Below are 12,555 nucleotides of genomic sequence, written 5' to 3'. Positions count from 1 at the left end.
TGGGTAGTGAGTGGTGAGTTGAAATTTTACTCAGCACTCATTACTTGTTACTCAGCACTGAGTCCCCACAGATGTTTGACTCTTTCTTCTTCTGCTTCTAGAAATAGGTTGCCGATGCCAAATAAGACTTCCATTGAGCCGCGATAGCCTACTTTGGTGAATAAACCATTGCCTAAACGGTCATAGATAGGTATACCGAGGCGATAAAGTGGGATGGAAAGACGTTTGGCGATCGCAGCTACGTTAGAATTACCAATCAGCAGGTCAGATCCAACTGCCAATTCTTCTAAGTCTTCTAAATCTCCAATAGTCACGCTCTTGATGGGGAGTTTTTCTAACAGGGGTGAGCGTGTTGTGGTCACGGCTGCATGAATTTGCGTCCCCATCGATTGCAGAAAGCGCACTGTTGACCACAGTAAGTCCGGTTCTAATGCTAAGGATACCCGCTTCGCACCAAAGTAAAAGTGCGTGTCTAACATTGCATCTTGCAATTGACGACGTTGACGGCGGTATTTTTCGGGTACGGGGTTGCTGCTGAGAATGGCTAATGCTTGCAAAAACTCGTCTACTGGTTCTAGTCCAGTCAGTTCGCTAAACACTTCGTAAGGAATACCAAACCGTTGTTCCAGAATTTTGGCTGCACCCCGCATACTTTCACCCAAGGCGATAGTAAAGGCGGAACAACCAACGGCTTTCAGTTGCGCCACACTTGTACCACTGGCGGTGATGGCAGTGTAACCATCTTCTAAATGTCCATCTAATGATGCGCCAATGTCTGGGACAAAGATGGGGATTAATCCAAAGGAAGTAACGATTTCTTTAATTTCTTGCAAATCCCCTGGGGTAAAGGCAGAACCAGCCAGAATTGTGACTTGCTCACCATTAATTCCACCAGCTTGGGGAATTTGTTTAACTATGCTTTCCACAGCCGCCGCAAAACCATCTTGCAATGCGCCTTTAAAATCGGGTGTCGGTGCAAAGACTACGGGAATGTGAGCAAGTTCTGGGTGGCGATCGCGGATATCCTTAAGGAATCTCTCAATATCATCGCCTCTGGTTTCTGTGAGTCCAGTGCTACACAAACCAATGATTTCGGGATTGGATTTTTCAACTAAGGTAAGAATCGCCTGTTCTACGTTCTCTTCCCCACCGAGAATAGTCGTTACTTCCGTCATCGCCGTAGTAGCGAGGGGAATCGCTTCCCGAAAATGACGAACTAACACCACCTTGGCGAAAGCTGTACAACCTTGCGAACCGTGGAACAGAGGAATCATCCCCTTCAATCCCAAAAAAGCCAAGGACGCACCCAAAGCCTGACTTTGCTTGAGAGGATTAACTGCAACTGATTTTTCGGGAACGGTAACGACTGCCATTTAGATTAACTCCTGGGTAGATAGGGAAGCAGGGGGGCAGGGGGCAGGGAGCAGGGGGGCAGGGGGCAGGGGGGCAGGGAGCAGGGGGCAATGCCCAATTCCCAATTCCCAATTCCCAATGCCCTATGCCCAATTCGCAATGCCCATTAAATAAACTCCTCTATAGATGTCAGAGTGCGATTTTGATTTTTGGTATATTCGTTTGCCCATGTCCCCATATCTTCATCCCAAGGTGCGGGCTTACGGATTTGTTCCCAAATCGGGCTGTAGAGGGCTTCGTAGAGTTCCCGCGCCATCTCTAACATACCTACATAGCCAGCGTAGGGATGATGACGTTCTTGGTTGATATCGAGGAAGGGAATCCGGGCTTTGAGGGCGGTGTATTGGTTACGACCACCAGCAATTAACATATCTGCTTGTGTATCTTTTACTAGTTGCAGTAGTTCCTTGGCATTGCCTTTTTCTAGCATGATGCCATCAGTACCTAACAACTTTTTGATTTTAGACTTATCTTCTTCCGTACTCTTTCTTGTACTGGTAGCAACTACTTCTATACCCAAGTCTTTTGCTGCCGAGATAATCGACCAACTCTTAACACCACCTGTATACAATACAACTCGCTTACCTCTGAGGCGATCGCGGTAAGGAGCAAGTGCCAAATCTAGAGTCGCCATCTCTGACGCAATTAGCTGTTCAGTACGTGCTTGTAAATCAGGGTCGCCCAATTTGGCGGCAATATTACGCAGACATCGATTCATATCATCGATGCCATAAAAAGACTCTTCAATGTAGGGGATGCCGTATTGTTCCTCCATCTTTTTCGCCATATTGAGCAACGCCCGTGAACAAATCATCACGTTCAGCTTGGCGCGGTGGGCATAGCGGATTTCTTCAAATCGAGCATCGCCTGTAATTTTCGACAGGACGCGAATACCCAATTTTTCCAGTAACGGCAGGACTCCCCACATTTCCCCAGCGATGTTATACTCGCCGATTAAGTTTATATCATAGGGGGTGGTAAACTCCGGTTCTGCTGTCCCGACAACATAATCTAATAAAGCTTCCCCGCCAAAACGGTTTCCGAGGTTCTTACTACCAATAAACCCAGGAGCAAATACAGGGATAACAGGAGTGCCAATTTTTTCCGCCGCAGTCTTACACACAGCATTGATATCATCACCAATCAAGGCTGTCACACAAGTAGCGTAGACAAATACCGCAGTGGGCTTGTAGCGGTTATGAATTTCTAGAATTGCCTTATATAGCTTCTTCTCACCACCGAAGATCACATCATTTTCTGACATATCGGTAGTGAAGCCCATTTTATACATTTTTGGGCCAGAAGAGAGACTACCACGACTACCCCAAGAATTACCAGCGCAGGCGATCGGCCCGTGAACCAAATGAGCCGCATCGACAATAGGCACAAGCGCAATCATCGCCCCATCAAAAGCACAACCCCCTTGAGCCGCCCCTGGTTGTGCTTGTTGACTACAAGACTTATTCTTCTTAGCACCATGTTTCTCTTGATTATGCTCACATCCAGGCTGGTTGAGCAACTCATTAATTTTTCCTTGGGTGTTCATTCTCTCTTCTCGCACGCGATCGACATTTTAATTTTCAGTTATCAGTCATCAGCAATCAGTTTTTAACTACCAACCTCTTAACTGATGACCGTTCATAATAAACTTCCTGCAAAAATCTTCTCAACCCTACTTATAAAACTCTCCGCGTACCTCCGCGTTAAACTCCGCGACACTCCGCGTTTAAAAAAAGACCTTTGCAAGAAAAAATCATCTAGCAAATATACTTAGTAACATCCTCTCCACATTCATCAGCCAGATAAGACAAAGCCCGGAAACGCAACCCTACAAACTCGTCATACAGAGGATTAAGCTTACACAAAGCTGGAATATGAATAGTCCGCCCCAATAAACTAATATTTCGCTCAAAAGGACAACAGCAAGGAATTACCTGACATATCACATGAGCGAAACGAGCATTTTTAACCGGATAATTATCAACCAAACGACGCAAAGGACGGAGAAAATCAAACGCGCCAGGTTTTTTATAGTTAGGTGGATGAAAATTAGGATGATGGTGAGTGTGAGTTGTGGACATAGTAGATACTTCAGAATAGAGTGAGGAACAATTGAAACTTAGCTATTGGTTACTGGGGAGGGGGTTTCGGGTTTTAATCCCTATTCCCCAGTCCCCAGTTTTTAATCAATCACCTGATTTACTTCTCTTAGAACGCCAAAATCAAGTTCTAGCGAATCAAGTCGAAGGAGATATCGGTCTTACCAGTGATGTTGGTGCAACGATCCATTTCATCCAGAAGGGTATTAACAACCCAGTTGAGGATGTTTAGACCACCTTGGTAGCCGAGGGTAGAATAGCGGTGTAAGTGGTGACGGTCAAAGATAGGATAACCAATACGAACCATTGGGATCTTAGTATCGCGCCACAGGTACTTACCGTAGGAGTTACCGATGAAGAAGTCTACAGGCTCGGTGAACAACAAGCTACGGAAGTGCCACAAGTCTTTTTGAATCCAAACTTTAGCTTCTTTGCCGAAGGGGCTAGCAGCGAGGATTGCTTCCATTTCTTTCTTGAAGGTCTCATCGCCATTGTTGCAGAGGATGTGTACAGGTTCAGCACCCATCTCTAACAAGAAACTGGTGATGGAGATAATCAAGTCGGGATCGCCGTAGATAGCGAACTTCTTACCATGAATCCAAGCGTAGGAGTCGGTGATAGCATCAACTAAACGACCGCGTTCGATTTCCAATTCTTCAGGAATAGCCTTACCGGTCAATTCAGAGATAGCAGTCAAGAACTCGTCAGTACCCTTAACACCGAAGGGGCGCAATACTTGTGTTTCTTGCTTCCACTGGGTTTTAATGTATTCGCGGGTCTTGGGTGTGGTGTAAGCTTGGAGAGCAACAGTAGCTTTAGCGTTGATAGAATCAGCCGCATCTTCCAGCTTGGTTCCACCTGGGTACATTTCATATTCACCAGTGTTTGGTGAATCAAAGTAGTCGCTGCTATCAGACAGAATGGTGTAGTCAACACCCATTAAACCTAGCATCCGCTTAACTTCGCGGTTGTTACCTACATAGGTATCAAAACCAGGGATGATGTTGATTTTGCCGTTGCTGGTAGCTTTCTTCTTACCTTCTGTCAGGTTAGACAGAATACCCTTCATCATGTTGTCGTAACCAGTTACGTGAGAACCAACGAAACTGGGGGTGTGAGCGAAGGGAACGGGGAAATCTTGAGGAATAGAACCAGCGTTCTTAGAGTTGGTGATGAACGCGCCTAAGTCGTCACCAATTACCTCAGCCATACAGGTGGTGCAAACAGCAATCATCTTAGGCTTGTAAAGTTGGTAAGCAACTTGCATACCTTCAATCATGTTGTTCAAGCCACCGAATACTGCTGCGTCTTCTGTCATAGAAGAAGAAACTGCGGAGCAAGGCTCTTTGTAGTGACGGCTGAGGTGTGTACGGAAGTAAGCAACGCAACCTTGAGAACCTTGAACGAAAGGTAGAGTACCTTCAAAACCCAAAGCAGCGAACATCGCGCCTACAGGTTGACAACCTTTAGCAGGGTTAACGGTTAAAGCTTCACGAGCGAAGTTCTTTTCCCGGTAGTCCCAAGATTTTGTCCATTCAGAAACTCTTTCAACTTCTTCAGGAGAGTGTGCGCCTTCAAAGTTCTTTCTCTTGTTTTCAAACAGTTCTGTATATTCTGGCTGTTTGAATAGATCAACGTGGTCTACAATTCTGTCTGGATTCTGTGGCATTTGTCTGTCTCTCTACGCTTGCTGGTTGGTTTAGTAAGTGATGTTTAGCAATAGCCTGGGTGACTTACTCCCCTGAAGGGAGTTACGAGTGATGAATCATGAATAATGAATGAAATTTCATGCAGCATTCAGCATTCACCATTCCTCCCTCGTGTCCTGGGGCGCAGACACCCCAGGCTATCCGTCTATTTCCCTGTAACTAGGCAGCAGCCTTAGCTTTTGTAGCGGTTTTCTTCCAAGGTGCGCCAATCAAGTCCCAAGTGGGGCTATTGAGGGCAAGATCCATATCACGAGCGAAGATAGCAAATCCGTCATAACCGTGATAAGGGCCGGAGTAATCCTTTTTGTGGTTTAATGGCTTTCAAGAGCTTATTGTTTGCAGTAAGCAGTGTTATTCATGAACATTGTTCACCCAAAACAAATTAATTTTTAGGCTAAATATAGGCTAATACCACAGCGATGCAAAATCAGGGTCAAGACAAATATCAACAAGCCTTTGCAGACTTAGAGCCGCTTTCATCTACCGACGGCAGCTTTCTCGGCTCAAGTCTGCAAGCACAGCAGCAAAGAGAGCATATGAGAGCCAAAGTGTTACAGGAACTAGAGAAGGTAAATCTGCGTTTGAAGTCTGCAAAGACGAAAGTATCAATTCGGGAATCCAATGGAAGTCTGCAATTAAGAGCAACGTTACCAATTAAACCAGGAGATAACGACACAAAGGGAACTGGGAGAAAACAATACAATCTCAGTTTAAATATTCCCGCCAATTTAGACGGACTGAAAACGGCTGAGGAAGAAGCCTATGAATTAGGTAAATTAATTGCGCGCAAAACCTTTGAATGGAATGATAAATATTTAGGTAAAGAAGCGACTAAGAAAGATGTAAAAACCATAGGTGATTTATTAGAAAAATTTGCAGAAGAGTATTTTAAAACCCATAAACGCACCACAAAAAGCGAACATACTTTTTTCTATTATTTTTCCCGCACCCAGAGATATACCAATCCTCAAGATTTAGCCACTGCGGAAAATTTAATTAATTCCATAGAAAAAATCGATAAAGAATGGGCTAAATATAATGCCGCTAGGGCAATATCAGCATTTTGTCAGACATTCAACATCGAAATTGATTTGTCTAAATATGCCAAAATGCCCGCTCGCAATTCCCGCAACCTCCCCACAGATGCAGAAATATTATTAGGAATTAGCAAATTTGAAGAGTATTTAAACACCAGAGGTAATCAAGTTAATCAAGATGTCAAAGATAGTTGGCAACTCTGGCGTTGGACATATGGAATGTTAGCTGTATTTGGTTTACGTCCTAGAGAAATATTTATTAACCCTAATATTGATTGGTGGTTAAGTTCAGAGAATGTAGACTTGACATGGAAGGTGGATAAAGAGTGTAAAACCGGTGAAAGACAAGCATTACCTTTGCATAAAGAATGGATTGAGGAATTTGATTTAAGAAATCCAAAATATTTAGAGATGCTGGCAACAGCAATTAGTAAAAAAGATAAAAGTAATCATGCAGAGATAACCGCATTAACACAGCGAGTTAGTTGGTGGTTTCGTAAAATTGGCTTAGATTTTAAGCCTTATGATTTACGTCACGCCTGGGCAATTCGAGCGCATATTTTAGGCATACCAATCAAAGCTGCGGCTGATAATTTAGGGCATAGTGTGCAAGTTCACACCCAAACCTATCAGCGTTGGTTTTCGCTTGATATGCGGAAGTTGGCGATTAATCAGGCCTTAACTAAGAGGAATGAAATTGAGGTGATTAGAGAGGAGAATGCTAAGTTGAGAATGGAGAATGAAAGGTTGAAGCTGGAGATTGAAAAGTTAAAGATGGAGTTGGTTTATAAGCAAAGTTAAGTTTAAGAAACAAATTTATCAGGCATATTAAAATCTCACCATAACCTATGTTACTAACAAATTTTATAATTTGCGTGACCGTGTAATAAATTTATAGTAAAATATCCGGTTAATTTCAGATAAATCTGAATTAGAGAAATTTCCGTATATTTTCTAATGCCAGTAAAAAGTTTAAAAATATACAAATAGGTATCGAGTGCATTAAGTGAACTAATTAATCATGATCCAACATCTTAAAAATATCTTGGTCATTTGCATTACTTTTTTGTTTGTTTTTTGTGTTTTTGTGACTCCGTCACACGCCGCAAATCGTACAGGTAGCCATAGAGTAGGGGGAACGAACAGCCACGGAAAGGGTAGCCATTACGTAGGCGGACATTTTATTGAACAAGTCTCAGGTGATTTTTTTAAAAATAGCCGTTCTTGTATTAATGTTCATAAATCTCCAGACTGTATAAATTAGTAGGGAAGTAGGGTGCGTCAGATTGAGAGGATAATTAATTCCATCACGAAAATGAATATATGCTGACGCACCCTACAATATATGGGTCATTCTCGACCGATATTGTCAGGTATATTTGGGGTTTGAACTGCTCCCCAACCTCCTGAATAAATTCCTTTTTGAACAAAACGGTGAAAACTTGAATATTGCCATTCCTTGGGAGATTTACATAAACCATGTTTGACAGGATTGTAATGAATATAATCGAAATGGTTCGCAAAATCTTTTTCATCTCTAATTAAATGTTTCCAATATCGCCTTTGCCATAAATTACTTTCTTGACGTTTTTGGCGAGATTCACTAATCTGTGCTGTTATGTTTAACTGTTCTGCACAACCTTGAGTAACAAAGCTTTTAATTAATCGCCAACGAATTGCATAATTACTATCATTTTCTGGCAAAGTCCAGATACAATGAATATGTTCTGGTAAAAGAGCGATCGCATCAATATAGAAAGGATAAAGTTGCTGAACTCGTCTAATAGCCTTTCTCAAATTTTCTCTTCCTATATCGCTACACAACCAAGGGATTCTTTGGTAAGTTACCTGTGTAAAAAAGAAAGTACCCCCAGAGGCTATAACTCTGCGATAATTAGACATATTTCAGTATATTATCTCAGTATTATCTCATTTTAAGCGCACAAATTTTAACTTCCACAAATTTAGGGTGCGTCAGCCTGGATATACTATTTCATCATGAACATCAATTAATGCTGACGCAGCCTACAGGATAATTTTCGGGAAAAGAGCGTTAGTGTAGCTTGCCGTAGTTATACATAATCAGGATAAAATTGCAGGTGGATGGAGAGGCGATCGCTTTATATATATCTCCATAGATTAGATATTATATTAGTATCGGGTTCTGGTAGTGTCCGTGTCTGCAAAAGACGTTGTTTATCAAGCTGTCAAACGAGGACTGCAAAAAGATAGGTGGGTTATCACACATGATCCGCTAGTAGTTAAGCTTGGCAAAGATAAGGTGTCAGCATATAGGGTGCTTCAACTAGAATGGACTATTTCATGACGAAAATAAGTTTTGAATTAATTATCAACAAATAAATGCTGAAAAATGTAAGATTAAACAATTACAAAAGCCATAAGAATACACAACTTAATTTCGATAACTCCAGATTACATGGACTTGTAGGTAAAAATAGTGCTGGTAAGACCTCTGTTCTGCAAGCATTATATAACCTATGTAAACTTGCCAATTCAGAGTTTTCTCAAATATTCAAAAAAGACCAATCTCCAAGTTTTATCACCACAATTGGTGAAGAAAATATGTCTGTACTAGCTAGTGGTTTTTGGACACAGGAAGAATCACAATATTCATGGGGTGTTCTTTATACGTTTAGCAAGGAAAACTATGGAGGATGGTTGCCGTCATTAGCATGGAAGATTGATGAAAAAGAAATTACAGGGGAAGGATGGGAACATTTTTCAGGATGGGATAACTCTTTAATAAAATCACCAAGATTAATCCATGATTATTTAAACTATGCTGTTTATCTGAAATTAGTAGCAGGTAATCTTGGCAAAGCAGCTTACAGTGATGAAATTACTCCTAAAGTGGAAACTGATGGTTCTTTCCTATTAGCACCTACTTTAGATTTTTTGCGAGATGAAGCTCCAGAAAAATTTGAATTAATAGAAGAAAAACTTAGTAGAATTGTGCCAAATGTTCGCAGAATTGGCATAAGGCGAGCAAAAGTTCCAGTATCTAGACAACGTTTCATTCAAGCTGATGGTAAGCGAATTTTCTATGAAGAAACCCAAGAAATGACAGGGCAAGAAGTGATATTAGACATGAATACAGGAGAGCGTATTCCAGCCCATGCAATTAGTGAAGGAACAATCCTAACTTTGGGATTACTAACTGTGTTGATGAACCCTAGTCAACCTAATTTAGTTTTACTAGATGATGTGGAACAGGGACTTCACCCCAAAGCTCAACGCGAATTAATGACTGTGTTTAAGGAAATTATTGCAGATAATCCAAATCTACAAATTATTTTTTCTACTCATTCACCATATATTGTTGATGAGCTTGTTCCTTCTCAAGTACATATATTAAATAACAGTAACTCAGGTTTCACGGTTGCTAAACGCTTAGATGAACATCCTGATGTGGAATGGGCAAAACAAACCTTAACAACTGGTGAATTTTGGGATGCTGAGGGTGAAGAGTGGGTTGTGGAAGGAGAAGTGAGTGATTGAGTTCATTGTCATAGTTGAAAGTGGTGCAGATTTTAGAACTGCTACTAAATTAGCCGAGCGTGTTTTATTAGAAAAAGTTAATTGGTTAGAACCTGAGCTAATACAACATATATTTCAATGGACAGGATTAGAGGAAGAAACAGAATATTCTTGCTGGAGAGACATTCTGAAAATTATTGATGATGCCAAAGAAAAGCTAAAATATAAACCTTCAAGATTTCTAGGTCATGATAGTAATGGTGTGCCTTTTAAAGCTGATGGAGCAGCATCTATTAAGGTTCTTAATTTAATTAGGTTTTTGCAAAGAACACGACATATTAAAGCTGTTTTATTGATCCGTGATTTAGATAATCAACCAGAACGTAGAGAAGGGATTGAACAAGCACGTTCTCAACATATTGAACTACAGCCAAAACTAGAAATTATAGTTGGTACAGCTAACCCAAAACGTGAAGCATGGGTTTTAAATGGATTTATTCCTTCTAATCAGCAAGAAGAACAACTTTTAGAAGCAATCAGAACTAAACTGAGTTTTGATCCTTGCATAGATTCACACAGACTACGCTCTACTTCACAGGAAGAACCTGAGCGAATTAGAAATCCCAAAGTAGTAATTGAACAACTCACAGGCAATGAGATGGAACGTGAATGTCTGTGCTGGGAAGATACCAGTTTAGAAATTTTGCGTGAAAGAGGTGTGCATACTGGATTGCAAAACTATATTTGTGAAGTTGAGCAATACTTGACTTTAATTATAGAATGATGACGCTAGAAGACAAGCGATCGCCTCAACATAATAAGGATAAAGTTGCAGGTATATACACACGCGATCGCTTTATCTCTCCATAGATTAGGTATGATATGAGTGTTGGGTTCTGGTAGTGTCCGTGTCTGCAAAAGACATTTTTCATTATGATCCTACTGGAGAGGTGATTTTACAATGGCAAAACTAGATAAATATCGGGAATATATTCAGGAATTACTCACAAAATATGCTAGCTATAAACCTTTAGAGGAAGATGTAGAAGAGCAATTAATATTTGATACAGTGCGAGATCATTACCAAATTCTAGACATTGGCTGGAATGGATATGACCGAATTTATAACTGTGTCATACATCTCGATATTAAAAATGAAAAAATATGGATTCAGCGCAATATGACAGATATCCAGATTGCTGAAGATTTGACTGAAATGGGAGTACCTAAAGACGATATTGTTTTGGGTTTACAGCCATCTTATCTACGGCAATATACACAATATGGCGTAGCGTGACAGATAATAAAATTGCAGATATATTCACAGGCGATCGCGTAACTGCCCAACATAGCTGATCGCAAAATATAAAGTACAATCACATATAATATACACAAAGCCAGTTACTCCCTTGTGCGAGGTAGTCTTAATGGTACAGACCCCATCTAAACCCATCACATTGGACGAGTTCCTGAAATTACCAGAAACAGAACCCGCCAGTGAATACATAGAAGGTAAAATTATCCAAAAACCTATGCCGCAAGGAAAACACAGCGCAATTCAAACTGAATTTTGTACTAATTTCAACATAATCTTTAAACCGAAACAAATTGCCAGAGCATTTTCAGAACTGCGTTGTACATTTGGCGGTCGTTCAACTGTACCTGATATCTCTGTTTTTAATTGGAGTCGGATTCCCCGCGACGAGAATAGGGAAATTGCTAATACTTTTCCTATCGCTCCCGACTGGACAATTGAAATTTTATCACCTGATCAAAGTCAGACAAAAGTAACTAAAAATATCATTCACTGTTTGAAACATGGTACTCAAATGGGTTGGTTAATTGACCCCGATGAGCAAACTGTATTTGTTTACCGCCCTCAACAAGAAACTGAAGTATTTGATGATCCAGATGCACTTATACTTGTACCATCATTTGCTAGTGAACTTCAATTAACAATTCAAGATTTGTTTAGTTGGTTGCTGTAGTCAAAATTATCACCTTTTCGAGCTATTTTACTCAAAAACTATACCACGATAAATTTCGGCGATCGCCAACTCCTTACCAAAATCTAATGCAGTTATAGGCTCACTTTTTAGAGTGGATTATCTTGAAATATAAAGCAATATTAATATTTCTAATTTGTAGTATATAACTGTATATAGCGATTCCCAGTTAAGTGAGATACAAATAATATTTTGAAACGCAGAGGAGCGCGGAGTAAAGCGCAGAGTTACGCAGAGATTTGTACCTTAGCAGATTAGGAAACGCTATAAGTTGTCTAACCAAGTCATAGATTCTGAAACTGGTGAGATATCAACTTACGGCATAAGTATATCAACTTTAGTTTACGGAAGTACGTATCAATTTGACAAAGAAGTACATACTTTTATGTTTCCATTTTTAAGTGAGCATACTCATCCTAATATGATGGCTTCTGGAAACTATCGTTCTGATGATATTTATTATTCATACTGGCAAGCCTCAAATACTTTACAATCTGCATTTTTTTCAGTTTATCTAAGTACGCTGATTTTAAGTGAGGCATTAACATTTGAAAAATTAGTGGAGGCAAAAGAAATTAAGTATCAATGTCGGCAAAGTATAAACCTATGTGAGCGTTTTGTTGATTTAGTAGAGAGTCCAAACCCATTTGATTCATTTCCTAATAATGTACAAAGTATGCTTGTCGAACTAGCAGAACATTTAAGTAAGCATAGGTATGCTTATTTAAAGCCTTACCCTCCAAGAAAGCAGATAACTACATAATTAAGGAATTATACAGGCGATCGCCGGCTT

Annotated in this window: 12 protein-coding genes and 1 pseudogene; 7 read left to right on the top strand and 6 right to left on the bottom strand. The window is 40.4% G+C overall.

What is annotated here, in order from left to right; genetic code table 11:
• Positions 1-47: 47 nt before the first annotated feature.
• From nifN to CLI64_RS32115, 5 genes and pseudogenes are all read right to left on the bottom strand, one after another.
• Positions 48-1,373, bottom strand: a complete 1,326-nt coding sequence (gene nifN, locus CLI64_RS00500; RefSeq protein WP_103135402.1) for a nitrogenase iron-molybdenum cofactor biosynthesis protein NifN — start codon at positions 1,371-1,373, stop codon at positions 48-50.
• A gap of 146 nt (positions 1,374-1,519) precedes the next feature.
• Positions 1,520-2,959: a nitrogenase iron-molybdenum cofactor biosynthesis protein NifE gene (gene nifE / locus CLI64_RS00495; RefSeq protein WP_103135401.1), complete on the bottom strand. Its 1,440-nt coding sequence runs from the start codon at positions 2,957-2,959 to the stop codon at positions 1,520-1,522.
• A gap of 211 nt (positions 2,960-3,170) precedes the next feature.
• Complete coding sequence (locus CLI64_RS00490; RefSeq protein WP_103135400.1) at positions 3,171-3,494, bottom strand: Mo-dependent nitrogenase C-terminal domain-containing protein; 324 nt, start codon at positions 3,492-3,494, stop codon at positions 3,171-3,173.
• A 148-nt stretch (positions 3,495-3,642) separates the two neighbouring features.
• A complete protein-coding gene (gene nifK, locus CLI64_RS00485) occupies positions 3,643-5,181 on the bottom strand; it encodes a nitrogenase molybdenum-iron protein subunit beta (RefSeq protein WP_103135399.1) in 1,539 nt (512 codons plus the stop codon).
• Between the two features lie 199 nt (positions 5,182-5,380).
• A pseudogene (locus CLI64_RS32115) lies at positions 5,381-5,530 on the bottom strand (nitrogenase molybdenum-iron protein subunit alpha); the annotation flags it as partial.
• A gap of 110 nt (positions 5,531-5,640) precedes the next feature.
• Between CLI64_RS32115 and CLI64_RS00475 the strand changes: the two are divergent.
• Entirely contained in the window at positions 5,641-7,059 is a 1,419-nt protein-coding gene (locus tag CLI64_RS00475; RefSeq protein ID WP_103135398.1) for a site-specific integrase, read from the top strand.
• Between the two features lie 549 nt (positions 7,060-7,608).
• Here the strand turns inward: CLI64_RS00475 and CLI64_RS00465 are convergent.
• A complete protein-coding gene (locus CLI64_RS00465; protein ID WP_103135396.1) occupies positions 7,609-8,160 on the bottom strand; it encodes a transposase in 552 nt (183 codons plus the stop codon).
• Between the two features lie 268 nt (positions 8,161-8,428).
• Between CLI64_RS00465 and CLI64_RS00460 the strand changes: the two genes are divergently transcribed.
• From CLI64_RS00460 to CLI64_RS00435, 6 genes are all read left to right on the top strand, one after another.
• Complete coding sequence (locus CLI64_RS00460; RefSeq protein WP_308418375.1) at positions 8,429-8,584, top strand: element excision factor XisH family protein; 156 nt, start codon at positions 8,429-8,431, stop codon at positions 8,582-8,584.
• Positions 8,585-8,619: 35 nt separating this feature from the next.
• Positions 8,620-9,777: an AAA family ATPase gene (locus CLI64_RS00455; protein WP_103135394.1), complete on the top strand. Its 1,158-nt coding sequence runs from the start codon at positions 8,620-8,622 to the stop codon at positions 9,775-9,777.
• On the top strand, positions 9,770-10,540 hold the full coding sequence (locus CLI64_RS00450; RefSeq protein ID WP_103135393.1) for a hypothetical protein: 771 nt from the start codon (positions 9,770-9,772) through the stop codon (positions 10,538-10,540). The genes CLI64_RS00455 and CLI64_RS00450 overlap by 8 nt, the downstream gene beginning before the upstream one ends.
• 177 nt (positions 10,541-10,717) lie before the next feature.
• Positions 10,718-11,053, top strand: coding sequence for a XisI protein (locus CLI64_RS00445; protein WP_103135392.1), 336 nt, complete (start codon positions 10,718-10,720; stop codon positions 11,051-11,053).
• A gap of 130 nt (positions 11,054-11,183) precedes the next feature.
• Positions 11,184-11,744 carry a Uma2 family endonuclease gene (locus tag CLI64_RS00440; protein ID WP_103135391.1) on the top strand — a complete coding sequence of 187 codons (561 nt, stop codon included), beginning with the start codon at positions 11,184-11,186 and terminating at the stop codon, positions 11,742-11,744.
• 289 nt (positions 11,745-12,033) lie between these two features.
• Entirely contained in the window at positions 12,034-12,525 is a 492-nt protein-coding gene (locus CLI64_RS00435) for a hypothetical protein (protein ID WP_225977460.1), read from the top strand.
• The last annotated feature ends 30 nt before the right edge of the window (positions 12,526-12,555 follow it).

The sequence above is a fragment of the Nostoc sp. CENA543 genome (assembly GCF_002896875.1).
GTDB lineage: Bacteria > Cyanobacteriota > Cyanobacteriia > Cyanobacteriales > Nostocaceae > Trichormus.
Note: the sequence above shows the minus strand (reverse complement) of the source record. Positions and strands in the feature narration are given on the sequence as shown.